Below are 25972 nucleotides of genomic sequence, written 5' to 3' on the forward strand. Positions count from 1 at the left end.
TAAATTCAGGAAGCTCTCCAGGACACATATCCGGAGGCAGGAGGTCAGGGTGAGAGCCGGAAGAATACAACCCCAGCAGGATCTGTTTCGTGAGCTCAATGAGGCAGAACAGCCTGGGCGATATATAGGAGGCGAGTTTGGCTCCATAAAAAAACCCGACGCTCCCTTTCGGATCGCCCTGGCTTTTCCGGATCTTTATGAAATTGGCATGTCCAATACGGCTATCAAAATCCTCTACGGTCTTCTGAATCAAATCCCCCAGGTATCCTGCGAGCGTGTTTTTGTGCCCGCTCCCGATTTTGAGGTTGCCCTTGAGCGGCGTCAAATTCCTCTCTACACGCTGGAAACGGGATGCCCCCTGAATTCCTGTGATATGGTGGCAGTCTCCTTCTCCTACGAGCTTTTGGCGACGAATTTGCTGACTCTTCTGAAGTCGGGTCATATTCCGTTACACCACCATAATCGGGGGGCGGGAAACCCCCTGGTTGTGATTGGCGGGCCTGGCGCAACCAACCCTGCTCCTTACGGGCGGTTTATTGAAGGAGCTTTTATCGGGGAAGCCGAAGAGGGGTTCATCGAGTTAGCAGAAAAACTGGCAACCCTGAAAAGCAGCGGGGCCTCGCGAGATGATCTGCTCCATGTCCTCCAGAGCGAAGAATCAGTCTGGTTCTCCGGGAAAACAACTGGCACCAGGAGAGCTCTCTGGAGAGGATTTTCCCTTCAGGAAGGATCGTTCTCTGCAAAACCGGTGACACCACCTCCTGCTTTCGGTGCGGGTTTTCCCGTGCCGTCGATTCCTGTTGTGCAGGATCACGGCGTTGTCGAGATTATGCGGGGCTGTCCGCAGGGGTGCCGATTTTGCCATGCCGGGGTCTATTACCGACCCTATCGGATGAAAGGCATAGAGCAGATTCTCCGTGAGGCTGATTGGCTTGTTCATACCCTGGGGTACCGGGAGATATCTCTTTCGTCGCTCAGCAGTGGGGATTATGGCCCTCTCCAGGAAATGATGGGCGCACTGAACTCCCGATACAGGGGGTTAGGGGTAAGTTTGCAACTTCCTTCGCTCAGGGTGGATTCTTTTACCTTACCTATTCTCGAGCAACTGAGCACTGTCCGTAGAGCCGGGCTTACCTTTGCCGTAGAGAGTGCTGGTGAGGAGCATCAGACCTGGACAAACAAACGGGTCCCCCTGGAGAAAATTATTTCTATTGCCCGGGAGGCACGAGCCAGGGGTTGGAGACGGGCAAAACTCTATTTCATGATTGGCCTGCCTGGTCCGGATCCAGCCCGGGAAGCCCAGGGGATCGTAGAGTACGTCTGCCAGCTACGCAGGGCCGTCCCGATGGAATACATTGTGAATGTAGGAACCTTTGTTCCAAAACCCCACACACCCTTTCAATGGGAAGCCCAGCTCGATCCAGAAGAAGGGATAAAACTTTTTCGTGAAATTCGTTCAGGTCTGCCCCGGGGAACCAAGCTGAAAGCGCACGATCCCTGGATGTCCTGGCTTGAGGGGGTGCTTGCCAGAGGCGATGATCGGGTAGGGGAGGTGATCGAAAGCGCCCATAACCAGGGGGCTCGCCTGGATGCGTGGACTGATTATTTGCGTCTTGATATCTGGAAAGAGTGTGTTTCTCAGGTCCCCGGAAGCGATCGAGGTGTTCAGGCTTTTTCCCTTGATGAATCCCTCCCCTGGAACAGGATCGACCTGGGGATTTCTTCGGGCTGGCTCAAAAAGGAGCATTTGCGGGCGCGGAAGGCAACCCTGACAGAACGGTGTCTCCCGGATTGCCAGGATCGCTGCGGTGTCTGCAGGACCGACACAAAGGTGGCTCATTTGGCATCGCCCGAAACCGAACCAGCAGCAGTGTCTGTTCCAGATACTGAAACCCCAAAAGCACAGGCCGTGGCAATTGCTCCGAAAACAGACCCTGAGCAGGGGCGTAGCCATCAACTCCTCCTGGCTTACACCAAGCAAGGAAGCGCGGCTTTCCTGCCTCACCTCGCGGTGGTTCGCACGTTCGAGCGCTTATGGTACCGCCTGGGTCTTCCGGTGGAACTTTCTCTGGGGCATCACCCCAAACCAAAGATGAGTTTTGGGCAACCACTTCCTATCGGAATCGAGAGCCTCGACGAGATAGGGGTGGTCAATTTACAAAAAAATGTACAACTTGAGGAATTTTCTGATCGGCTCTTTGATTCATCGCTTCTCCCGGAGGGTTTGAAAATCCTGAAAGCGCTTACTCTCCGGCACGTTCAGAATGAGTCGCGAATTCCTGCCCCCATGCAGCTCTATAATGCAGCGCTCTTTCTGGTCTGGGTTGAAAGCCGGAGCAGCCAGGCTGTTCTGGAACAATTCCTGGAGGGCTGTGCAAGAGAAGGAGGGGTTATCAGAGGCCAGGAGCCGCTGAAGGCAGAGGTTTTATTGCCCAGGGAAGCTCCTGGTTTCGGGCGTCTCCTCAAGGAATGTGGCGGGAGAGGAATCATCAGGGGGCGTCGATTGGCATCTCTGGCCCCCCAGGGAGAAGCGTTGTTTGACTGGTACCGAAGCCGCGAAGAGAATTATGCCGAACCTCGCTGAGTGCAAGGGGCGTTACTCGGGCGGGCTCTCTTTCTTTGCTTCTTCCCAGAGGAGATCAAGTGTCTCCAGGTCGCAATCTTCCATGGAACGATTCTCCCGGGACAGGCGCTCCTTTATCCAGGAAAAGCGGGCAAGAAATCGCTCGTTTGTTCCAGCCAGAGCAACCGAGGGGTCGGTCTTTGTTTTCCGGGCAAGGTTTACAACGGAAAAAAGGAGATCTCCCACCTCGGATTCTATGGACAAATTGTCCCGGAAGGAAGATCCCTTCGCAGAAGCCTTCTCAAGAGCCTCTTCCAGCTCCAGGATCTCTTCCCGGATCTTTGCAATAACCGGAGCAGGGTTATCCCAATCAAACCCCACAGAGGCAGCTTTTTTCTGAATCTCCCAGGATCGTTCCAGAGGAGGCAGGCCCGGGCTTACTTCAAGGGCGCAGGCTGATTTCTTTTCCTCTTCAACCTTTATTTTATTCCAAAGGAGGGCCACCTGGGCGGCATCGGAAGCGTCATCGGCGCCAAAAATGTGGGGGTGACGGCGGAGAAGTTTTGCTCCGTTTTCCAGGAGGATCTCCCTGAACGAGGGTCCTCCCTGGCGGTGTAGGGCATCGGCCATAAGCATGGTTACCAAAATTACATCGCCCAGTTCTTCGCTCACTAATTCGAGTGATTCAGGAGTTTCCTGATCGACCAGGGCATCGTTGATCGCTGCCAGCACCTCAAAGGATTCTTCTACAATAAAGCGTCGCAAGCTTTGGAGTGTTTGCTCTCTGTCCCAGGGGCAGCCATCGGGAGCCCGCAGGCGACGGATAATCGCTGCGTACCGGGAGAACAGAAGGCCTTCATCATGATCAATCCATTCCTCTGTCTGAGGGTCCAGAGGGAGATCTGCGGTGGTGTTCCTTGATTTTTCCTTCATCCTGATTTGCTCCCTTTATTTTAACGTACAGCCATATCCATATTACCCAACACCCCGGGGTTTCAAAACCAGCCCCGAGACCCTCGATGCAACAACTACCTCACCATCAATCACAATCAAGTAGACAGAATATTCATTATACGAAGTTGTTTTGGTGCGTAAATTTTCATTGTGGCGCCTTATCTTCTCCCAAAAGCACCCCCCGGAGAAAAATCCGGGTGATAATTCAGTCATAATGATCTTTTCTCTCGCTCAGGAAGGCAAAGAGAGAAAGAACCATCGTAGCCGCGATGATGGGAGGGAAAATATTCAGAATCCCGTTGACCGAGCTGAGGTGCCGGATAATATCAGAGAAGAGATAATCCACAAGGCCCCCTGCAAAGGTGCCGATGATGGCTACCACCAGGGCGCCCCAGAAGTTTCCTGCGAACCGTCGTTTGAAGCCGTAGACATAGACCATTGCTATAGCAAGAGCAATAACAACATAGCTGAGTCCAACGGCAAGAATTACTGTTGTCACGCAGTCATTAGTACCACAGAAGCGAAAAAATGGGAAGTTTCTGGTGGGCTTCTTCAGATATCCCGGGGATACCTGATCCGGATCAATCCCTGGTCAATCCTTTGGCTTAATCTCGCCGTAGTCGACCATGCGCAGGGGCTCGCTGAAAAAGGGCTGAAAGTTTGCATCCCTGCCCCGGGCGATTACATAGATAACGAGATAAAGCGTGTCCCCGGCGTTTCCTGTCTGGGCAACGGCCTGTCCCACGTCGTGGTCGCTGGCGGCGTAACGCGAAGCGTTCCAGAAACCCGCTGCACCTGTATCGTGATCGGTAATATCGCCCCCCAGCTCCTGGGGGCGCAGCACATGACGACGCCGCAGCCTCGCCACGAGCAGGCCCTCGCTATCGCCACCACGCAATTCGATCTCTGTCTCCCGTTCCAGAGCTCCCTCCTGATTACCCCGTAAATCGGGGTCTCTCAGGTCCAGATAGAAGCGGGAATTCCCGCTCACATCACCTTTCGTTATGTGGGCCGCGTCATCGTCGTAGGTTTTCCCGGGCCGCAAGGCCACAGCCCGGCGAAATCCCCGCTGGGAGAGCCTGGTCGTCCCCGGAGGTCTGGGCGTGCGCTCTATAAAGTCCTCGTCGGAATCAATAGTGCCCGTTGACTCGTTATAGAGTTTGTACCAGATATCGTAGCCTAAAAAGAAATTATTGTTATTATCGGTATCATGACTAAAAAAAAGTATAGTCCCGTCAGTTCCGGGCGAATCAGCTCCCGGAGCCCGGGGCGGCGCGAGATACTCCGTGGTTGGCAGGCCGCAGGAACCAAACCACCCTGCCCCCAGCCACACCAGGAGAACCGCTGCCACGGTGGCGGCGGAAAGGCCGGAACCCGCGGGCGATCGGGTTCCCCGCGAATCAGGATCGTCCAGAGACCACGCTCCCGGGATCAAGCCCTTCAGGAACATCAATGAGCTCATAGATCACCACGGGCTTGTTTTTCCCTTTTACACGGATATTGTCAAGCTCCCGGGCAATTATTTTGTCCCGGACCAGTCCGTAGGTGTGCTCGCTTATTATGACCCGCGTGGCATACTCCTTGTTGGTTCCCTCCAGGCGCGCCCCCAAGTTTACGTTATCACCCATCAGGGTGTAATTCATGCGCCCCAGGCTTCCCATGTTTCCTACCGTCATAATGCCAGAGTTTATCCCGATTCCGATATTTATTCTTTTCTCTGGAGGCCATTCGCTGTTCATCTGATCGAGCACCTGAAGCTGCTTGAGCGCTGACTTGCAGGCCAGGAGGGCATGGTCTTCCTGGGGAAGCGGGGCGCCCCAGAAACACATGATTTCATCGCCCACATATTTATCCAGCGTCCCCTGGTAGGCAAGAATCGTATCAGTCATGGCGGTCAGATAGAGGTTCAAATGATTTACCAGTTCCTGAGGAGAAAGGGATTCCGAGAGAGTCGTAAACCCCCGGATGTCACTGAAGAAAACTGTTAACTCCTTGTCCACGCCTCCCAGTTCGGGAGGGCTTTGGAGAATTTCGGAGACCACGGCCGGACTGACATACTTGCCAAAGACATCGCGAATGCGCCGTTTGTCCCGTTCTTCCCGGGTTACGCGATAGACCACCACTGATACGAAGCACAGCGCCATGGTCAGGGCCGGCGCAGCAAAGGCAATCACCACCGAGTTGAGATCAAAGGCGATCGTTGTGGAAAAGAAGAAAACCACGAGAAGCACCAGGGTCCCTGCCATGGCCCAGATAGTGGAGAACCATGCCGCCAGAAGCGCCACAAGAAGGCCCCCTCCTGCCAGAATCAGAGTATTCCCCCACCCCGGGAGATGATAGATGAAACGATCCATCAGAATGGTATTCAGAGCGTTTGCGTGGACTTCGACACCATACATAAGTCCGTAGGGAGTCATCTTTTCGTCATCGGCCATGCCCTGGGCAAAAGCTCCCACCATGACAATCTTGTTTTCCACAGCCCGTGTTGCAGGCCAGCTCTGGGGATCAGGATCGGGGATGCGCCCGGCGTATCCGTGATAGGGCCGCACGGGAAAGGTCTGATAGCCGTCCCGGGCGGGGCTGGAACGACGTCCCATGTAGTTGATTCGCATGGCACCATCTTCGTCGATGGGGATGGCGATCTCTTCAACAGGACGGTACCGCGCCTCCTGTATTTCCTGGCCGTTTTCATCGATCACGGGAGGCCGGGTTTGTATACGGTAGGGCTCCCAGACTCCCTCCCGGGAGTTGAACGACTGGGGCGCAGGGATAACGATAGATTCTCCCAGGCGGACCTGGATATCATCCAGAGATTTGTTGAAATATTCCAGCGCCAGGGACAGCGTAATGGCAGGGATAAACTGCTCCTGATGGTGGTGAAGCAGAAAGGTGTAACCGTCAAGATCGCCGTCACCGGTTGTGTCAATCGGCAGCCGGGGTGCTTCGGCGTCCAGACGGTGCAGGAGCGCTCGCAGGCGCTCTTCCGAGAGGGGCAAGGCCACATCGTGATCGTTCCCTGAACGATCGAACCAGATGAGGCGTTCAAAGGCATCCGGGTTAAGGGAGAGACTGCCATAATCTTCCAGAAGCGTATCAAATCGGTAGCTCTCAAGCCGTTCCGATACGCGGGCAATCATTGGTTGCCGACGGAGGATTCCATCGTGATCATCCCAGATATTCGCGTGGCCGTAGCCCCGCACCGCCCGGGCGTAGGGTTGAAGCGGCGCCTGGATACCAAAAAAGGATGGCATCCTGCTCCAGTCTCCCTGGACATTCTTGATCCTTCCCGCTGCCTGGAAGAGCGCCTCGTGACGGGCAAAATACTCCTGATAATGCTCCTGAAGCGGAGCTGATCGCTCAACGATCGTTTCGAGAAAGACCCGGTCATTATTCTGGATCGAGCGAAGCAGCAACGCATCGTCCACTGCACTCTCGCTGGGTTCAATAAAAAACAAGTCCAGAAAGAGGGCTCGCTCACGATTATCAGGATTGGAAACACGGGTGAAGGAGTCAATCAGATCGGCATGACGGCCCCGCGGGAAAGGCCATCTCCCAAAACGGGCCAATGTGGAGGGATCAATACCCACCAGAAGAATATCCGGTGAAATATGGGGGTTATGTTCGACCAGACTCACCCCTTCCTGAACACGCTCGCTCCGGAAGACCTGCCTCAAGGCGAAATGGCCATCCTGGACTCGCAGTTCAAGACGGTCAAGAACAGTGGTGGTGGCCTGAAGAAGAAGGATGAGTCCTATCACACCTGCGGCGATAGGAACCCAAAAAAAGGGGAAACGTGTTGAAGCGGCCCGTTTTGTCGCCATAAAAACTCCTCTCGGGCCGCTCCACCTACCCGTCAGGTATTCGAAGAGCCTCCCTGACTCGTGAGCCAGATTATACGGTTCTTGGCAAGTTTTGTCCAATTGCTTTCGGGGTGTTCTCCGGCAAGCTGGTTATAAAAATCCAGCGCATCATCGTAGGTTTTGAGCTCCTCCGAGAGGCGTCCCAGATTGAAGAGCGCCCTGGCCGTTTCTGCCGAGGGAGCTCCTTCTCCCCGGGCGATTCGAAGAAGTATTGCTTTTGCCTCTTCGAGATCCCCCTCTTCCTCGGCGGCGGCGGCAGCCGAAGCCAGGGCAGCTCCTGCCAAATGACTCCGGGGGAATCCATCAGCCAGCATGAGCCCCGTTTTTCGCGCTTCCGAGAACTGTTCCAACTCCCACTCCATGAGCATCAATACGTGCAGGGCCCGTAGCGCCCCGTAGCTCCGGGGATAGCTCGAGCGAACAGCTTCGATAGCTTCGCGGATTTCCCTTTCTGCCTGATCGTCACGCTCTTGCTGCCAGGAAATCCACGCTTCGGTGATCTCCTCTGCCTGGCGTGTGGCTTGCTCCTGCCGGTTGTGATGGATCTGGTAGGCCACCACAGAACCGAAAACCAGAACTATCAGGCCAAGGGTAATACCAAAGATCAGTTTCCGGTGAGAGCCAAGATAGACCTTCAATGTCTCGGACAGTGAAGCTTTTTCACGATTCGTTTTTTTGTCATCTGCCATAGGCGGGGTATCTCCTCATGAGTTGATTCAGTTTTTTCGTTTCAGATCGAGATCTTTTACGAGCTTCGAAAGATAGGAGCGCTGAATGCCCAGTTCCTGGGCAGTAGCGGTATGGTTCCAGCTGTTTCGCTCCAGTGCTGCCCGGATGAACTGCTTCTTGAAAAGAGTAAGCCCCGTTTTGAGGCCCTTTCCCTGGTATCTTGAGGGTTCGGCGGTGTCGTGGCCCCGCAGCAGAAGGTCATCGGGATAAATTGTTTCCTGCTGACAGATCACCACGGCTCGCTCCACCGCATTCTCCAACTCGCGAACGTTTCCCGGCCAGTCGTAGGAGATCAACGCCTCCAGGGCTTCATCGGTAAAGCCACTGATCCTTTTGTTGGTCTCCAGAACAAAACGACGGAGAAAAAAATAGGCCAGTTCGATAATATCTTCCCGACGCTGCCGCAAGGGGGGAATGGTGAGGGGCAGCACGTTCAGCCGGTAGTAGAGGTCGCTGCGGAACTCTCCTGACTCGACGAGTTGCTCTATCTTCTTGTTTGTGGCGGTAATGATTCGGACATTAACCGTTATCGATTCGCTGGAGCCCAGAGGCTCAAAGGTCTTTTCCTGGATAACCCGAAGCATCTTTGCCTGAAGCAGCAATGGCAGGTCGCCTATCTCATCGAGAAAGATCGTTCCCTTGTCAGCTACTTCGAAGCGCCCCCGCCGGTCCGATACGGCGTCGGTGAAAGCTCCTTTGACGTGACCAAAGAGTTCGCTTTCCAGGAGTGTGGGCGGCAAGGCTGCGCAGTTTACCCGGATAAACGGTTGCTGTGCCCGCTGCGATCGCAGATGAATCTGCTCGGCGATAAGCTCTTTCCCCACGCCACTTTCGCCCAGGATAAGAACGGTGCTGTCAGTAGGCGCGATTCGATCGACCAGGCTTAGTTGTTCGTCCATCTCCGGGCTTTTCCAGACCAGCGTGTGGTATCCCTGATCGGTATTCACCTGATCCCGCAGGACGTCAACCTGATCCCGGACTTTCTGGAACGTTCGGGCGTTCTGAACAGCCATGGCTGCCTGGTTTGCAAAAATTTCCAGCCACTCCAGGTCGTCCTGATCAAAGAGTTTGTTTCCTTTTTTATTGAGGATCTCGATCACCCCGACGCACTGATCTTTAATGCGCATGGGAACAGCCAGAATGCTGTTGGTGGTGTAGCCGATTTGCTGGGCGATATCCCGGCGATGACGCGGATCGTCGCCGGTATCGTTCACAATGAGCGACCTGTTGTGCTGGGCAACCCATCCGGCAATGCCCTCGCCGATCTCCAGGGAAAATTTTTGCACCTGGGCTCCTTTGGAACCCAGGGCAACTTCAAAATAGAGTCGGTTGTTTTGGGAGTTGACCAGGAGAAGCGACGACGCCTCCCCTTCAGTCAGCCTGGTTGCAGACTCGACAATCCTCTTGAGCACCGCCCTGAGATCGGAAAAATCCGAATTGATCAGGGCGTTGATCTCTATGAGCGTTTGAAACCGTTCGAGATCGACCTGCGCCAGTTTCATGTCACTTCGTCGACCAGGCTGCGTCTGGTCAGTTGTCCTTTTTCTCTTTCAGCATGTCGCCAAGTGTCACCGTTGCGTTTTCGTCATCGTCGTGGATGTATTTCTCCAGCTCCTGACGCTGTTCCTGACGGTGCAGTTCCCGGATTGAGAGGGAGAGACGCTGCCGGGAGGGATTAACCTCTGTGACCACACAACGGACGCTATCGCCCACTTTGTAGTTTTCGGCGGCTTCCTCGTAGCTCAACTGTCGGGGATCGGCCACGTTCATCTTGTTGATCAGACCCTCGACACCACCCTGGACACGGACGAAAATTCCGAACTCGGTGATGTTTGTGATCTCTCCATCGATGATGCTGCGTGGCGGAAAGGCCTCACGAAGCTGATTCCAGGGATCATCCTCAAGCTGTTTGAGACCAACCCGGATGTTCTGGTTTTCAGGATCCGAGAGGATCACCACCACTTCAAGCTCCTGGCCTTCCTGAATTGCTGCACCAGGATTTTTGTAGCGCTTTGTCCAGCTCAAGTCATCGACATGAAGAAACGCATCGATACCGGGCTCCAGTTCAAGGAACGCTCCGGTGGCCGTGATCTTTTTCACCACCGAGGTGATGCGCATTCCCTCGGGATACCGGGCATCGATATCGTCCCAGGGATTTGCCAGAACCTGTTTGAGTCCCAGCGATACCCGTCCCGACTGAATGTCGTAATCGAGAATCTTGGTCTCTACTTCCTGGCCGGGCTGGAGGATTTCCTTGGGGTGGTTGATTCGCTGAACCCAGGACATTTCGGAGATGTGGACGAGGCCTTCGATGCCCTCTTCCAACTCGATGAAGGCCCCGAAGTCCGTGAGTTTGGTGACGTTACCACTTACCACCTGATCGACCCAATAACGGTCCTCGAAGGTTTCCCAAGGATCGGGCGTCATATGCCGCAAACTCAGGTTGATCTTCCGCTCGTCGGGATCCATCTTGATGACTTTGAGCCGGATCGAGTCGCCCTTCTTGACATAATCCTTGGGCCGCGTCACGTGACCCCAGCTCATGTCGTTGATGTGCAACAAGCCGTCAAACCCGCCCAGATCGATAAAGGCACCGAAAGAGGTAAAGCTCTTGACGACACCCTCCACTTCGTCGCCGATTGTTACGGTTTCGAAGAAGTGGTTTCGATTCTTCTCTGTCTCCTGTTCAAGCCATGCTCTGCGGGAGAGGACGATGTTGACGCGGTTGTCGCTGTAGATCCGCTCTACGAAGAAATTGTCTTCAACGCCGACGTATTCTTCCGGATCGTCGACGCGCCGGATATCGATCTTGGAAATCGGGTTGAACCCTCGAACGTTCCCTTGAAGGCGAACCTCGAAGCCCCCCTTGATCGACCGAACAACTTTCCCTGAAACAGGAATTCGTTCCTCGAAGGCCTGTTTCAGATCTTTCCAGAACCGTTTTTCATCGGCTTTTCTCTTCGAAACCGCAACGCCACCGTTCCGGATGTCCTTCCGCAGAAGCACAACTTCCACCGTGCCGCCAACGTCGGGTACGGTCTCGAATTCCTCCATGGGGATGCGGCCTTCGGCCTTGTACCCGATGTCAACGAACACCTCGTCGCCACTGATCTGAATGACCGTGCCTTCGACGAGTTGCCCCTCTTCCAGCGCGTCCAGTGCATCCAGGAACTGCATTTGCATCTCTTGGGACTGGGCCTCCGCCGAAGAGGAGTCAGCGAATTGTGCTTCCTTATCTGCCATGATTGCCTAGTTACTCCTGCCGTGATTAGTTTTGTCGTAAATAATGGCAACAACTCTGTCACAAACTTGACGTAGGGTCAAGTGCGTGGTATCGAGGTAAACCGCATCGGGCGCCTGCGCAAGCCGGCCGGTCTCTTTCGCCCGATCAATCGCATCTCGTTCCCGTATTGCCTTTTCAAGTTCTTCCAGGTCGCCCTGTCGACCGTTCTGTTCGTAGCGCCGCCGGGCGCGCTCTGCCGGATCGGCGTCGAGAAAAACCTTCACCTCGGCATCGGGGAACACCACGGTGCTCATGTCACGGCCCTCCACGACCAGATCCCGCGTACCGGCGATCTCCTTAAGGCGCAGGTTTACCTCCTGGCGAACCGAGGGAAAGGCCGAGACGGGCGCAACAGCCTGATCGACCCGGGGAGTATGGAGCTCCTCATCCCGAAGGTGTCCGTCGAGGAGAAAGGCATCGCCTTCCAGAACAATGGAAATATTTCTGGCTACGGCAAGGACACTCTCCTCGTCGGACAGTTCGCACTGGAGCTCCTGGGCTTTCCAGGTGATCGCACGGTAGAACTTCCCCGAGTTAAGGTGAAAAAATCCCGCCGACCGGGCGACCATTTGGCTGACGCTGCTTTTACCCGTCCCGGCGGGGCCATCAATCGCGACTACCATGGGAAGCATCCTTTCTGCGGTATCTGGTTTTTCCGCCTTGGGAAGGAGTGCCCGTACGGGACGACTTTCTGCCGGACGAACGGGGTGCAGACCCGGGCGATGAGGATTTGTGAACGATCTTTTTTCTCCGCACAATTACTTGTCGGGCGGTTTTCATTCGTGATGGTTTCTCTGGAGAGAGATGCTTCTCCTGAGGCTTCGGTTTCTGCCGCTGGGCCTTCCTGTTCGCAAGAACCTGAAGACGCCGGACTTCCTCGTCGGTCAGGGGACGAGCTTCTCCCTCAGGAAGCGAGCCCAGGGATACCGAGCAGTAGCGAACCCGGTAAATCCGGTGGACTTTTATACGAAAATGCGCAAAAACCCGGCGAATTTCCCGGTTTTTTCCTTCCTGGAGAATGACCGAGACCCGACGCGCGGCATGGCGGCGATATTCCCGGCACCGGTACCGGATCCCCTCGACCACCACTCCCCGGGTGAACTGTTCCAGCATCTCGTCGGGCACGGGAGCAGCAGTCTCGACGGTGTAGACCCGGTCGATCCCTGCCTCGGGGCGCATGAGGCGCTGGGCCAGATCTCCGTCGTTTGTAAACAAAAGTAGACCACTTGAGAGAAAATCCAGCCTGCCGATCGAGAAGAGATGCCCTGAATAGAGAGGGCGTACATAATCAATCGCCAGAGGCCGGCCTTGTGGATCGGCTTCGCTTGAAAGAACCCTCACGGGTTTGTTCAAGGCGTAGACAATGGTCTGTTTATCGGGATAGACGATCTTTCCGTCCACGCGCACCACTGAATCAGACCCCACCCGACAGGAGAGATCTGTTGTCGTTTCGCCATCCACCTGAACCCTGCCTGCGCGAATCAGGTCTTCGCAGGAACGCCTTGAACCCTGGTTTGCCAGAGCGAGATATCTATTGATCCGCATCGCCTCTATTGTGAGACGCCGTGTGTTGTGTCCTGCCTTATCCATTGAGACTAAATCGCTCCTGTTCGATCTCATCGAGCCGCGGGAGATCCGCGATACTCTCTAAATTAAAATGCTGTAAAAAATGTCGTGTCGTGCCGTACTGGGCAGGACGTCCCGGAGCATCCTTTCGCCCCGTTTCCTTGATAAGGCCGCGATCGAGAAGCTGCCGGATCATTGTGTCGGCAGCCACTCCTCGCAGCGTTTCTATTTCTCCCCGGGTAATCGGCTGGGAATAAGCAATTATCGAAAGCGTTTCCATGGCTGCCCGGGAGAGCCGATTTTCCCGCTTTTTCCCGAAGCGTTCACGCAATCGGGGCCATAATTCCCGCTTTGGCACCAATTGGAGCGCTCCATCAATGGAAATCAACTCCATGCCTCGATCATCGGCGGTGTAATCCTCGCGAATCATTTCCACCACCTGCTCCACCTGTTCACGGGAAAGCCCTGAAATTTTCACGATCGTTTTCACATCGATCGGATCTCCCTCAAGGAATAATATTGCTTCGATAAGGGCTTTTTCAGATTCCATATCCACACTACACCTCAGAACCAGATCTCGGACCTAACCATCAGGATGTTCATCTTCCCAATCGCTTTCCGCTTCGAGGGAAGAATCCTGGAGTGGCACCCCCGCGACTATTTTAATGTCGCCGAACATTTTATTTTGCAAGATCCTGATCGTTCGTTGTCGGGCTGATTCCAGGATCGCAATAAAAGCACAAACCATATCCATTACGGAGTTCGTCGTTCCGATCAGATCGGTAAAGGAAAACTCGCCCCGCCTCTCGAGGAGCTCGTCGATCAAGGTCAGCTTTTCGTTCACCGTTACTTCCTCGTGAAGGCTCACAAGGTGATCGGCGCTCAGGTTGTTCATAAGTTTGGAAAAGGTTTTAAGCAGATCCCATACGTCAAGCTGCTCCCAGAGGGGCTCATCTTCTCCAAAGGGAAGAGTGTTTTGGGAGCTTTTCCTCTCCAGAGTGTATTCCAGTTCTTCTTCCCGATCTCCCATGAGATCGCTCAGCTTCCGGAAGCGCTGGTACTCGATCAGTTTGGCCACCAGTTCCTGGCGGGGATCCTCCATCTCTTCGTCATCCGATGTCTCCGAGACCGGTAGAAGCATGCGCGATTTTATGTACAACAAGGTTGCTGCCATCACATAAAAATCTGTCGCATTCTCCAGATCAACCCGAGTTGCATACTTCAGGTACTCCAGATACTGCTCGGTGATCCGCGAAATCGGGATATCGTAAATGTTTACCTCGTTTTTTCGTATCAGAAATATGAGGAGGTCCAACGGGCCCTCGAACTGATCCAGCTGAACAGTGTGGGCCGTGGTTTGCGACTCGTCTTGATCCATGGATGACCCAGTATACGGCCCTCTCTCGAGAGGGTCCAGACCTTTGTTGAGGTTATTCATGCGAGAGAAAGAATTTTCCTGAAATCTGCCGCGAATCACCCCCTCGCCATGCAATATGGCGAGGCCTCTTTGTTCAGCTGTTCAGCTTGCCTTGGGAAGATAGGAAGCCCAGGGGGCGCCGTTCCGAGGATCTCGGGCGCGAGGAGCCACTTCCCGAAGCGGTTCAAGGACAAAGCGTCGCTCATGCATACGCGGGTGTGGCACCTGGAGATCGGCGGATGAAATGGTGTAGTCGCCAAAGGTAAGAATGTCCAGATCGAGAGAGCGCGGCCCGAAACGCTGCACCCCGATCCGACACCGGCCCGCCTGTTTTTCCAGGTCGCGGAGGGTGTAAAGCAACCCGTGGGGACCAATTCTGCTGACCCCCCGAAGAACCTGATTGAAATAATGAGGCTGGTCGCTGTAATGGAGCGGAGCGGTATAATGGACCGATGAGCAGGAGACCTCCCTGAGGAGACCGGTCAGCTTGGACACGGCCCAAGCCAGCGTTTCTTCGGGCCCTCCCCACGGACCCGGCGTGTTTGCTCCCAATCCCAAAAGGACAAGCCACCCCGTTACCCTGGAATCATCTCTGGAATCAGAACAGTTCATCCGAAGAATCGTCCGTTTTTGCTGCGCTTTTCCTGCTTTTGGTCGCAGGTTTTTCCTGTGGCGGGGCTTCGGCAACTACAGAGCCATCCTCCTGCGAGGAAAGGGCTGAATCGGTCTCGGTCGAGGCCGAGGTATCTGGAAACATGATGGACCGCAGTTGTTTCTCGAGCCCTTCAGCAATATCGGGGTTGTCATCGAGAAACTGTTTTGCATTCTCCCGACCCTGGCCGATCCGGTCGTCTCCATAGGAATACCAGGATCCACTCTTCTGGACCAGATCATATTTCAGGGCCGCGTCGAGAAGGCTCGCCGTTGCAGAGATGCCTTTCCCGAAGATTATCTCCATTTCCACCTTCCGGAAAGGCGGCGCCACTTTATTCTTTACCACCTTTACGCGAACCCGGTTTCCAATGGCATCATCGGATCCCTTGCTGATTGTCTCGATTCTGCGGACCTCCAGGCGAAGGGAGCTGTAAAACTTCAGGGCGTTGCCACCGGTAGTGGTTTCTGGGTTTCCGAACATAACGCCGATCTTCATCCGTATCTGGTTGATAAAGATAAGCACCGTTGAGGATTTGGAGATGATCCCTGTGAGCTTGCGCAAGGCCTGACTCATGAGGCGCGCCTGAAGTCCCACATGGCTGTCCCCCATGTCTCCTTCGATCTCGGCTTTGGGCGTGAGAGCTGCCACCGAATCGACCACAATGATATCAACAGCCTTGCTACGGACCAGAGCCTCGGCTATTTCCAGAGCCTGTTCGCCGTTATCGGGCTGGGAAACCCACAGTGACTCTGTGTCGACGCCCAGGTTCTTTGCATAGATTGGGTCCAGGGCGTGTTCTGCGTCAATGAAGGCGGCAACCCCACCCTTTTTCTGGGCTTCGGCGATTGCGTGCAAGGCCAGGGTGGTCTTGCCCGATGACTCCGGACCATAGATCTCAAGAATTCTTCCGCGGGGATACCCGCCCAGACCAAGGGCCTCGTCAAGAATGATGGATCCACTGGGAATTGTTGCTATTCCTGCGGGTGTCCTGTTCTCTCCCAGCTTCATGATCGATCCTTTTCCGAATTGTTTCTCGATCTGTAGCCGGGCCGCCTCAATTGCAGTGGTTTTTTCCGAATCGGTTGGTTTCTGTGCAGCCATATCTTCCTCGTTTCGCGTGCTCCTGAGAGCTGATTATCTATATATGAGTACCGTCCCGAGGAGTATATCGCTTTTTTCGCAGCGATGAAAGCAAGAACGTTTTGACCTTCCCCGATGAAACGTAGTATACCTAAGCAATGCGGGGAGAACTTGTCATTTTCGCGACGCGTAGTATGGAAGATTACGCTGACCGGGTTGCTTACGAGATGCAAACGTTTCCGGACTTCTACGGAAAAGGATACAGTAAGAGAGTCCGAGGTGAGCTTCGGACGATCACGTTTGCTGACGGAGAGATGGAGGTAGAGGTACATACCTCTATTCGCGGAAAGGATGTGGTGCTCTTTGCCTCGGCAGGGCGAAATTCCGGTGGCTATTCAGTTGAACAGAACAAGATGGAGATGTACCACGCCATCGACGCGATTCGCCGGGCTCAGCCCAGCAGAATCACCCTCTTTGAACCCTTCTGCACCAGCTCCCGCTCCGACCGGACTACCCGGAGGAACAGTGTTGGCTTCTGGATACACTACAAGACGCTGGCCAGCCTTGGGGTGGATCATATCATCACCTACCAGCTCCACTCGGATAAATCAAAAACCGTGGTGGATCCCTGCATCTGCGCGATTGACGACGTTCCCGGCAGCCCTCTCCTGAAAGAGTATATCACCGATAACTATATTCGGAAGATGGATGTCCTTAACGGAACGGTCAAGGATGACTGGCTTTTTTGCTCTGTCGATGCGGGTGGCGAGAGCGTGGCGCGCAAGTTTGCCCGGGCCTTTGGAACGCGTCTGATGATAGCCCACAAGCAGAGGAACTACGACAAGACCAACAGCGTTGAATCGATCAACATCCTCACCGATACCCCCATTGAGGGGAAAGAGGTCTGGATTGTGGATGATATGATCGATACCGGCGGAAGTATTTTCAACCTGGTGCAGGAACTGAAGCACCGGGGCGTACAAACTGTCAATATTGCCGTGGTCCACCCGGTATTTTCGGATCCCGCCACAGAGCGGCTCCAGGATTTGCATGATCGAGGCATGCTGGATCGAGTGGTTGTCACCGATTCTGTTGATGTGCCTGTCGAGATGCAGGGAGCGATGCCCTTTCTTGAAGTGGTTTCATCGGCGCGTTTGAGTGCAGAAATCATCATGCATCTTCACGAAGAGCAATCACTTTCTCCCTTTTTCGATACCTTTGATCCCAGACACTACCTCTCGAACCTGAAGCTTTTTCTCTAGGTCCTCCCGGAGATTGTTCCTGTCTTGAAGTAACGGGGCGTCGAGATACCCGGCGGTGTGCGATTACCCTTCGTGGAAGACGGCGTGATCAGGCAGAGAACTTCTCGGCGCTGTCGATCATGATCGTCACGGGGCCATCGTTGACAAGCTCCACCTCCATGACTTGACCAAAGGCCCCTGTTTCAACGGGAACGAACCGGGAAAGCTGGCTTCTAATCTCCTGATAGAGAGTTTCTGCCCGGATCGGCTCAGCTGCCTCGTGAAATCCTGGCCGCCGCCCTTTCTTGATTGATCCGTACAGCGTAAATTGGGAAACCAGCAGAATAGATCCTCCCACGTCAAGAACAGAGCGGTTCATCTTTCCCTGGTCATCATCGAAGATTCGAAGGTGCAGAATTTTTTCTGCCGTGTAGCGAAGTTCTTGATCCGTATCGGACGAGGCGACACCCAACAGAACCAGCAAACCCTGGTTTATTTCTCCTGTGACGATCCCGCCGGAAGATACCGAGGCCCGAGAGACCCGTTGAAGCAAGGCCCGCATCAGGACGCGGTCTCCCGGGGAGAGAGGATCCTGATTGATGAGGCCTGGGCGTGAAAGGATCCATCAGGCTTGACCGAGAGAAGCGCGATCATTTCCACGGCGGCGTTGTTTTCCAGGAGCACTGCAAAATCCAGAGAGACCGGAACTATTCCCTCCAGGACCTGGCCCGTGTGGTATCCCACCAGGAGGTCGAAGGTGATGAGAGACTCCCCAATATGAAGGTTTGCAACCCGGCCCTGCCAGCGAACGTAGACCTGGTCGTGCAATCGAGGATCCCGGGCTGCCTCGGTATACGAGAAGCCGTCCTGAAAGGTAGAAAAATCCGGTCTTTGCAGATAGTCCCGAATCGTTGCTGCCCGGGCTTTTATTCCGGGAGCTGCGTTGGACGCTGCAATGCGGTTCAATTCTTTTCTCACCAGGTTATCGCGCCCTTTTTGGAAGAGATCCCCTACCCGCCGAAAAAGCGCCTCCACTTCCTGTGGCGTAAGATCAAATCGGGCCTCGCTGGCCGAGATATCAATGAGTTGATCCGGGGCGTGTCCCGAAATACGCACCAGCTCAGATCCGGCTCGAGGCTCGGGAGCAGCAAAAAACTGCTGGGGTATTCCCTGAGAAAAGGCTGCTGCTACCAGAACAGCCAGGGCAGTTGCAAGCAGAACCGGGAAAAAAGCTGCTGGCAGCGCTATGGGCCGACGGGGCAGAATCTTCTGTATCCGGCGATCTTCAAACCATTGAAGGACATCATCGGGGTCTTCCATGGTTCGCAGCCACTGGAGGGCCCGTTGCCCCCGGCGGTTATGGGGGTCGAGGTCGATCAAGTCCAGATAGGTCCGCAAGGCCTGGTCCGTTTGTCGCCGGCGAAGAAGGATCGCTCCAAGTCCAAGGAGGCCTTCGGGATCTTCCTCTATATCGAGTGCCCGCTGCACGTACGAGAAGGCTCCTGCGTAATCACCGGTATACAGACAGCTCATGCCCAGGAGATAGTAGTAGCGGTAGTTATTCCGGTACAGAAAGACCTGCGACTCCAGCAACGTAATCACCTGGGCATAGCGACGCCGGCGATACAGACGTTGTGCAACATCGAGATTTTTGGTAGAGCGCTTCACGAAGCCCTCCCGGGAAACGCCGCTACCACTCCTTTAGCGGGGCCGGGCAGTCTCGGAGCGCAACGTAGTAAGCTGCTCTTCCAAGCGACGAATTCGGGCATCACGACTGCGAAGGGTCTCCTGGAGCACCTGGATATCGGTGTTAAGGCGAAGCAACTCCTCCTGAAGATCGGCATCCGCTGCGTTTTGCAGGCGCCGTCGGTACGATGCCAGGGCGTCACGGTACGCAGACTCCTGTCGTTGAAACTCATCCACTGCACGCAGATACTCCTCATGACTCCACCGAAGCAGCTCCAGCAATTCGTGCTCCCGGAAGGTCAGTTCGATCACGGCGATCCGGTAGCGGGCTGCCTCCACACGGAAGCTTCTGGGGTGATCCCGAAGCACGGTCTGAAAGATGCGGCGAGCTTCGTCAAGGCGCCCCAGATTAAATAACGCTTCTCCCGTCCAATATACCGCATTTGCGACAAAGGGAGAATCAGGGTGGCGGTCCATGAAGCGCCCCAGAGCCTGAATAGCCTCATCGAAGTGGTCTTGCAAAAAAAGAAGCCTTCCCTGCTGGTACCGTGCTTCCGCTGCCATGGCATGACGGGGATAATGTTGCAGAAAATGCTCCAGATGTCGTTCAGCCTCCTCCAGCTGGTGCTTGGCCATGGTTGTTTTGGCGATCCAGAAATGAGCACTCGCTTCCAGGTCCTCATCATCAGTTGCCTTCAGGATCTCCTGAAAATGACGCTCTGCCAGAGAGAAACGACTGTTCCGAAAGGCCTCCAGGCCATCCTGGAAAGCTTCCTCCGCCGGAGAAAGAGAAAAGAGGGGTGCCGCTATCATAAAAAACAGGAGAGCAGCGGAAAAGAGGGGGCGTACTGACTGTTTCATCGTGATCGTTCTCCCGTCTTTATCTTCGGCTCCTTCTTTGCACAGGTTTAGCAGGGCCGAAGAAGTTGACCGGCCCTCTCGCCCTCCTACCTTCCGGAAAGATCCCTGAGATACTGGGCAGGATCAGGGGAATTGAAAAAAGCAGACCCCGACACCAGGACGTCTGCCCCGGCCTCTCTCAGGGCTCGCGCGGTTTCACGGTTTACCCCGCCATCGACAGAGATTTTGAACGACAGGCCCCGGTCACTCCGGATCTGTGCTGCCTGAGCTACTTTTTCGATTCCCCGGGGGATGAGGGCCTGTCCTCCGAAACCGGGATTGACAGTCATGATCAGGAGCAGATCGATATCATCCAGGAGTTCCTCCGTAGCCCGGACAGGAGTCGACGGCACAATGGCCAGGCCAGGCCGAGCCCCATCCTGACGGATTGACTGGATAACCCGATGGACATGGACGGTTGACTCCAGATGTACCGTGAGATAATCGGCTCCGGCAGCTATGAACTCGGCAATATACCGTTCAGGCTGGTTCACCATGAGATGAACATCCAGAGGCAGGGAGGTGCGGGCTCGGGTATCCTGAACCATCTTGGGGCCAAAGCTGATATTTGGAACAAAATCCCCATCCATTACATCCATGTGAATCCACTGAGCGCAAGCATCTTCGATACGACGAAGCCCGCCTGCCACGTCCGCGAAATCCGCAGCGAGTATAGACGGTGCTGTAATGACAGAATTATTCATTCCCGTTATACTATCTTATATTGCGGTTCTTCGCAAATACAAGCGGGGCAAAAAGAAGCCCTGGAGGGGGGTTCGTTGACCTTTCCCGGAATAGTGATATAATGGGGCAAACGCAGTGTAGTAAGGACGCAAGCAGTTTGGAGAGTCATACCGAAGAGGTAACAGAATGTTTGCAGAGCGCTGCGGCCTGCATTGCAACACACCGACTGACGGAGGCGCTTGAGCGGCTTGACCAGGCCCTCTCGATCGACTTTGAGAACACCGAGGTGGTTGCATCGTTGAAATACACGAATTTCTGGAACGATCGCCACGAGCGGGTCCTTGCCTTGACGGATCCTTTTGAGCGGGGAGAGTACCTGCTTGCTCAGTGGGCTGTTTTTCTTGGATTTGTTCAACGAATTGGCCGGCCTGTGGAGTTCGTGATTAACGCTTTCCGGCAACACGTTTTCGGACAAGCCCTGGAGTTCTACCGGGAGGTCTACCGTGATGCTGCAAATCGTGATGCGGACCTGCTGGTGCGCATCGCGCGGTGCTACAAGGGAGCCGGGGATTACGACCGGGCCCGGAGGTTCCTGCAGGCTGCTACAGCGGAACGGCCGGAAGATGCGGAAATCCTTGCGGAACTGGCTGACGTCCTGGCCCTCGTCAACGAGACGGCGCCGGCGAAGGCTTTTTTTCGGGAGGCTTTTTTTGTTAATGCGCAGAAGATCGAGATCGCACGACTTGAGTCAGAACTCATACGGCGGTTGGTTCGCGCGGTGGAGAAACGCGGAATTGAAGGGCCAGCCCTTCTCGAGTGGATTCCCGTCTACGGGTTTTTATTCGGCGTTCTCACCGTCAAACGGGAGCTTCGGTCTATCGAGTTCGGCCGCCTGAAGCAGTCGATCTACGAGCTGGAAAGGGAGCTGCGAGAAAATACCGGTGAGGCGGATCTGATCCGACCTCGATTGATCAACCGTTACTTCTGGTTAATCGATCACTATGTGGCGGTAAAAGAATCGCAGGGGAAAGTAGAAGAAGTATTACTGAAAATACGGAGTGTCGATGCCAATGTCTACCACCAGTACAATGCCTGATCTTATTCAGCAACTAAACGAACTTCTCAATCAGGAGAAGTGGACCCGGGCGACGCTCAACAATTATACCGTCGGCAACTTCACCGAGCTGGACGATATCATTGAGCAAATGCAGCAAAACGACCTTGAGGAGGAGGCTCGTGCCCTCTGCGAGGAACATTTGCAGCACACCAAAAATAGCATCATCGCCTTGTATATCGCAGGTGTCCTTGATACCTCGCGTCAGTCGGTAAACGATACCAATCTGGTTATGCTGACCCAGATATTTCTGGATAACCACAAGTGGACCATCGTAGAGTTTCTCTGCAACCGCATTCTGGAGTTCGGAGAAAACCGCACGGCTCTTCGAATTTTGGCCGAGGTCTACCACGATGAAAACCAGACCGAGAAGCTTCACCAGACCTGGGAACGGTTGATCCTGATTGATTACGAAGAAGCTGACATTGTGCGGCGTCTGGCCGAACTGAAGGAAGAAGCCGGCGATCTTGAACAGGCAACAAGCTACTACAAGAAAGCTCTTCATCGGTATATAACGAAAAAAAACTTCTCCAACGTAAAAGACATATGGCACCGGCTTGTTGTGCTCTCTCCCAATGAAACGGAGTTTTTCTACCACGCCGAAACCAAAATTGCGCGGCAGATCAGTACCGACCGGGCGATACAGCTTCTGGAAGACCTCTACCCCCCCATGAAAGAAAGCGGGGACTGGCCCCGTGCCATTGAACTCCTCAAGCGCGTTCTGGGCTATGACCCCAAAAACCACTGGGCTCGCAAGGAGATCATCCATTGCTTTGAAGAACACTATAGCGATCACAGCAATCTGACCGAATACATCAGAATCAGCAACCTCCACCAAAGCTGGAGACCTGTTCACGAGGCCATTGCGGATTTCGAGAAGCATATTGCTTTTGACACAGGGAACTTTGTCTTCCACCGCAGCTGGGGGATAGGACGCATTCGCGAGATCAAGGGTGACGATATCACTATCGATTTTGCCAAGAAGCGGGGACACCGAATGTCCCTGAAAATGGCGGTGAATGCCCTGGATGTCTTGCCCAAGGAGCACATCTGGGTTCTCCGTGCGGTCTGGAAGCGGGACAAGCTAAAGAATCTGGTGAAAAAGAACCCCGTATGGGCTCTTAAAACAGTCATCAGGAGTCTGGGAAACGCCGCCGATATCAAGCGAATAAAGGCAGAGCTGGTTCCCTCCATCCTGAGCCCCGGGGAATGGACCTCCTGGAGCACCAAAGCACGGGAGGAGTTGCGAACAAACCCCGACTTTGGAATGCTGCCGGATAAGGCCGATCATTTCACCGTCCGGGATCAACCTGTATCGTTCGAGGAAAAGACCTACAACAAGTTTAAAGGCGACAAGACCTTCTTTGACCGGGTGCGGACTCTGGAAGAGTTTCTGGCCTACGTCGATGAAGAGGGGGCCGAAGGGCTCGACAGTGAGTTTTTCCGTGAAATGTTTGACTATTTCGCTGCCACCATTCGGTCCAGCGGCAGTTCCAACGAGTACAGCATCTCATCGCTGATCGTTCTCACGGATCTGGTTACAAAATACCCCTTCCTTCAGCAGGATCTGGAGCTTGATTTTCTCTCGGCCTACGAGCAAATAGAGAACGTCGAAGAGGTGTTCTCCCGAATTGAATCGACGGGGCTGAAAAAGCGCTTCCTGGGGCATCTTCGGGCTGTGGACAACAACTGGGCTGAGGTTTATGCAAAGCTGCTCCCCTACTACCTGAGTCGCGAAGTCCTGCTTGAACTTGAGCGACACGGAAAACGATCCATCGTTCTGGATTTCTTCTCCCGGGTTTTTGAAAACTATCGAAGCATGCGAGAAACTTTTGTGTGGCTGGTCCGCCACTGCGGTGATGACCCCTGGTTTGAAGAAATGGGAGTTACACAAGAGAAGATTCTCCTTTCCATGATTCACCTCTACGATCTGACCTTTCGGGATATTGACAACCGCAAGGAAGTCAGCCTGAACCGGAAGATCAACAAGCAGATCCACTCCTTTCTCTTCCGGGACAAGCGGCTCTCTCGTTTCATAGACGAGTCTGACGAAGAATCAGTGTCGCGTATTTTCACCTTGATCGCCGATGTGAAGGACCTGGACCCCAAGATCAATATTGATCTGAAACAGAGAGTTCTGAACCGCTTTCCCGACTTCCACTTTTACGGTGAGGGAGAAATCGATCAGGCAGCAACACGGAAGGTTCTCTACTGCACGGTGGCGATGCATGAGGCCAAGAAAGCCGAGTACAACCATCTTCAGCAGGTGGAAGTTCCCCAGAACTCGAAGGAGATCGAAGTTGCCCGCTCCTACGGAGACCTTAAAGAAAATGCCGAATACAAGGCAGCCATGGAGCGCCAGGACAGCCTGAACAACCGTGCGGCCCGGCTGAAGAGTGAACTGGAACAGGCTCGGGAAATCGATCCTGCCGAGGTCAAGAACGACGAGATTTCCGTAGGAACCCATGTTCGGCTTCGGGATCTTCTGGAGGATACAGAGCTGGAGTACACCATCCTGGGTCCTTGGGAATCAGATCCGAACAGGAATGTTATCAGCTACCTCTCCCCTCTGGGGAATCGCCTTCTGCGGTCCAAGGCCGGCGATGAGCTGGACTTCGAGATCAACGAGCGCCGCTACCACCTCCGGGTCGAGTCTATCGAGGTATCGGACCAGCTCTGAGATTATTGAGCGATTTTTCTCCGGGGAGAGAACTCCCCGGAATCTTGGAAAGTCCCCGGCAACGTATTCCAGCCAGGAATCGCTGTCGGGGATTTTTTTTAGTCCAGACCGAGCTTGTTCAGGGCATTTTCGGCGGTGCGGCGAACCAGGGGATGATTCCCTTCCCCTCTACGCTCTGTCAGCACCTCGGCGAACTGCCGAAGACCGCTCTCGCCTACGCCTCGCATCCCGTAGACCTGGATGATCGGATTGGGGTGGTTCAGAAGCAGTTCCACCAGAGGGGCCAGGTCCCTGTCTGCTCCCTCCGAGACGGATCGCCCGATCCGATCGAGAATCCTGCTGTTTTCCCGTTCCCACTCCTTCTGGACGACTTCTTTCAGAACATCCATGGAGTCTTGAAGGTTTTTTCTGATCGCCAGGTCGGCGATGACACCTCGTTCTTCCTCGTTTCCCCGAGGGTCTTTCAGGCGGTTTAACAACAGTTCCCACCCCTGGGGATCGTTGAGTGCAGCGGCTGTCTGGAGTGCCTCAAGACGAACAGGTCGTTCAGGGTCCCGGCGGACCATAAAGAGCACCGCCGGAAGCGCCTCGGCCATGGAGCGCTCTGCCACCGTTTTCAGCGCAGCCAACCTAACCCTCCAGAACTCATCCCGCAGGGTAGCCAAAAGGGCCTGGTCGGTTTCAGGGGTGTCAAAATTTGTCAGGGCGTTCACTGCGTAGGCCCGGGTAAGAGAATCAGGCGAGGAGAATTGCCGGAGGATGATTGGGATGGCCCGTTCATCTCCCAGCTTTCCCAAGGTGTCGATGGCAAATCGCTGGAGGACTGTGGTAGCTTCTTCGTCATCCCCCAGGATATCGGCCACAAAGTCAAAGGCCCGGACATCGCCACGGGTTCCTATCTCTACCAGAACCTGGCCCTGGGCGTCCTCGGAAAGGCCCGGTTCCTGGTATAGATCGATCAAGTCTTCGATTGTTGTTCCTTCGGCGGTTGCATAGTATCGGATCGCTGCAACGGCCCGTGAGGGAGGCATCATCCTGCTTATCTCGATCAGAATATCCCGAACAGCTTGATCCGGTTCCGCCTTGATTTCCCGAAGGTATCCCAGGACCATTGTGATCAGCTCTGAAGAACGGTCGTAGTATTCCTGAATCAGTTGAAATCCCCGCTCCTCGCCTCCCGCAATCTGCAGTTGTCGCAGATAATCGACGGAACTTCGAAGAACGGCCGGATCATTGCTCGTCTCAAAAACGGCGAGCACGTCCGGAGCAAGTTCCTCCTCTCTGTTGCTGGTAAGAGTTGGTATCAGTTCTGCCACAGCCGAGTTAATACCAAAGCGCAGGGTTTCGCGCCACTCTTCTGCTTGGGAGATTGTGGGCGGCGCGGCCTCCTCCTCTTTCTGTTGTCGTTCTTCGTCGAAATCCTCACCAAGAAGAATAACGGGAAGAAACATAAAAACCACGACGATCCAGGCCGTCATGGTGAGTGGAAATGTAACGGGGCGAGTGTTGTTTTTTGAGGGAATCACAAGACCTCCTTGAGATTAAACGAGTCCGTTGCTG

22 protein-coding genes are annotated in these 25972 nt (G+C 54.4%); 4 read left to right on the plus strand and 18 right to left on the minus strand.

The annotated features are described in order from the left end of the window. The first annotated feature begins 49 nt into the window (after positions 1-49). Positions 50-2584, plus strand: a complete 2535-nt coding sequence (locus tag BW950_RS02420; RefSeq protein ID WP_076487696.1) for a TIGR03936 family radical SAM-associated protein — start codon at positions 50-52, stop codon at positions 2582-2584. 12 nt (positions 2585-2596) lie between these two features. On the opposite strand, the gene mazG is transcribed toward BW950_RS02420, so the two are convergent. From mazG to recA, 13 genes are all read right to left on the minus strand, one after another. Continuing rightward, the gene (mazG, locus tag BW950_RS02425; RefSeq protein ID WP_083943653.1) at positions 2597-3496 is read right to left on the minus strand and encodes a nucleoside triphosphate pyrophosphohydrolase; all 900 of its coding nucleotides are present in this window, start codon (positions 3494-3496) and stop codon (positions 2597-2599) included. Positions 3497-3722: 226 nt separating this feature from the next. Beyond that, positions 3723-4016, minus strand: a complete 294-nt coding sequence (locus BW950_RS02430; protein WP_083943654.1) for a hypothetical protein — start codon at positions 4014-4016, stop codon at positions 3723-3725. Positions 4017-4109: 93 nt separating this feature from the next. Further along, entirely contained in the window at positions 4110-4979 is an 870-nt protein-coding gene (locus BW950_RS02435; RefSeq protein ID WP_143559096.1) for a hypothetical protein, read from the minus strand. Continuing rightward, positions 4918-7338, minus strand: coding sequence for an adenylate/guanylate cyclase domain-containing protein (locus tag BW950_RS02440; RefSeq protein ID WP_076487698.1), 2421 nt, complete (start codon positions 7336-7338; stop codon positions 4918-4920). Before BW950_RS02440 ends, BW950_RS02435 begins: the two co-directional genes overlap by 62 nt. Positions 7339-7370: 32 nt before the next feature. Further along, on the minus strand, positions 7371-8066 hold the full coding sequence (locus BW950_RS02445; protein WP_076487699.1) for a tetratricopeptide repeat protein: 696 nt from the start codon (positions 8064-8066) through the stop codon (positions 7371-7373). A 27-nt stretch (positions 8067-8093) separates the two neighbouring features. Then, on the minus strand, positions 8094-9608 hold the full coding sequence (locus BW950_RS02450) for a sigma-54-dependent Fis family transcriptional regulator (protein WP_076487700.1): 1515 nt from the start codon (positions 9606-9608) through the stop codon (positions 8094-8096). A gap of 28 nt (positions 9609-9636) precedes the next feature. Next, positions 9637-11349, minus strand: a complete 1713-nt coding sequence (rpsA, locus tag BW950_RS02455; protein ID WP_234969006.1) for a 30S ribosomal protein S1 — start codon at positions 11347-11349, stop codon at positions 9637-9639. Between the two features lie 6 nt (positions 11350-11355). Beyond that, complete coding sequence (gene cmk / locus BW950_RS15280; RefSeq protein ID WP_234969007.1) at positions 11356-12012, minus strand: (d)CMP kinase; 657 nt, start codon at positions 12010-12012, stop codon at positions 11356-11358. Continuing rightward, positions 11996-12979 (minus strand): pseudouridine synthase, encoded by a 984-nt coding sequence (locus BW950_RS02460; RefSeq protein WP_076487701.1) that lies wholly within the window; start codon positions 12977-12979, stop codon positions 11996-11998. Before BW950_RS02460 ends, cmk begins: the two co-directional genes overlap by 17 nt. Continuing rightward, positions 12972-13505, minus strand: a complete 534-nt coding sequence (gene scpB, locus BW950_RS02465) for an SMC-Scp complex subunit ScpB (protein WP_076487702.1) — start codon at positions 13503-13505, stop codon at positions 12972-12974. Before scpB ends, BW950_RS02460 begins: the two co-directional genes overlap by 8 nt. A 33-nt stretch (positions 13506-13538) precedes the next feature. After that, positions 13539-14393, minus strand: coding sequence for a segregation and condensation protein A (locus tag BW950_RS02470; RefSeq protein WP_499697495.1), 855 nt, complete (start codon positions 14391-14393; stop codon positions 13539-13541). 81 nt (positions 14394-14474) lie between these two features. Beyond that, on the minus strand, positions 14475-14984 hold the full coding sequence (gene folK, locus BW950_RS02475) for a 2-amino-4-hydroxy-6-hydroxymethyldihydropteridine diphosphokinase (RefSeq protein WP_076487703.1): 510 nt from the start codon (positions 14982-14984) through the stop codon (positions 14475-14477). Then, entirely contained in the window at positions 14971-16128 is a 1158-nt protein-coding gene (gene recA, locus BW950_RS02480; RefSeq protein ID WP_076487704.1) for a recombinase RecA, read from the minus strand. The genes folK and recA overlap by 14 nt, the downstream gene beginning before the upstream one ends. A 137-nt stretch (positions 16129-16265) precedes the next feature. Between recA and BW950_RS02485 the strand changes: the two genes are divergently transcribed. Then, complete coding sequence (locus BW950_RS02485) at positions 16266-17369, plus strand: ribose-phosphate diphosphokinase (protein WP_076487705.1); 1104 nt, start codon at positions 16266-16268, stop codon at positions 17367-17369. Positions 17370-17457: 88 nt separating this feature from the next. Here the strand turns inward: BW950_RS02485 and dtd are convergent, their stop codons facing one another. The 4 genes from dtd to rpe all read right to left on the minus strand — a co-directional run bounded on the left by dtd (position 17458) and on the right by rpe (position 20638). Next, the gene (gene dtd, locus BW950_RS02490; protein WP_076487706.1) at positions 17458-17910 is read right to left on the minus strand and encodes a D-aminoacyl-tRNA deacylase; all 453 of its coding nucleotides are present in this window, start codon (positions 17908-17910) and stop codon (positions 17458-17460) included. Further along, positions 17910-19016 carry a DUF8514 domain-containing protein gene (locus tag BW950_RS02495; RefSeq protein ID WP_076487707.1) on the minus strand — a complete coding sequence of 369 codons (1107 nt, stop codon included), beginning with the start codon at positions 19014-19016 and terminating at the stop codon, positions 17910-17912. Before BW950_RS02495 ends, dtd begins: the two co-directional genes overlap by 1 nt. Positions 19017-19049: 33 nt before the next feature. Then, on the minus strand, positions 19050-19895 hold the full coding sequence (locus BW950_RS02500) for a tetratricopeptide repeat protein (protein WP_076487708.1): 846 nt from the start codon (positions 19893-19895) through the stop codon (positions 19050-19052). An 86-nt stretch (positions 19896-19981) separates the two neighbouring features. Then, the gene (gene rpe, locus BW950_RS02505; protein WP_076487709.1) at positions 19982-20638 is read right to left on the minus strand and encodes a ribulose-phosphate 3-epimerase; all 657 of its coding nucleotides are present in this window, start codon (positions 20636-20638) and stop codon (positions 19982-19984) included. Positions 20639-20775: 137 nt separating this feature from the next. On the opposite strand from rpe, the gene BW950_RS02510 reads away from it, so the two are divergent. Together BW950_RS02510 and greA are read left to right on the plus strand one after the other, a co-directional pair. After that, the gene (locus tag BW950_RS02510; protein WP_234969008.1) at positions 20776-21714 is read left to right on the plus strand and encodes a tetratricopeptide repeat protein; all 939 of its coding nucleotides are present in this window, start codon (positions 20776-20778) and stop codon (positions 21712-21714) included. Then, complete coding sequence (gene greA / locus BW950_RS02515) at positions 21689-24412, plus strand: transcription elongation factor GreA (protein ID WP_234969009.1); 2724 nt, start codon at positions 21689-21691, stop codon at positions 24410-24412. The genes BW950_RS02510 and greA overlap by 26 nt, the downstream gene beginning before the upstream one ends. Positions 24413-24510: 98 nt before the next feature. Here the strand turns inward: greA and BW950_RS02520 are convergent, their stop codons facing one another. Further along, positions 24511-25938: a HEAT repeat domain-containing protein gene (locus BW950_RS02520; RefSeq protein WP_076487711.1), complete on the minus strand. Its 1428-nt coding sequence runs from the start codon at positions 25936-25938 to the stop codon at positions 24511-24513. Positions 25939-25972 lie beyond the last annotated feature (34 nt).

The sequence above is a fragment of the Alkalispirochaeta americana genome, from assembly GCF_900156105.1.
Taxonomy (GTDB): domain Bacteria; phylum Spirochaetota; class Spirochaetia; order DSM-27196; family Alkalispirochaetaceae; genus Alkalispirochaeta; species Alkalispirochaeta americana.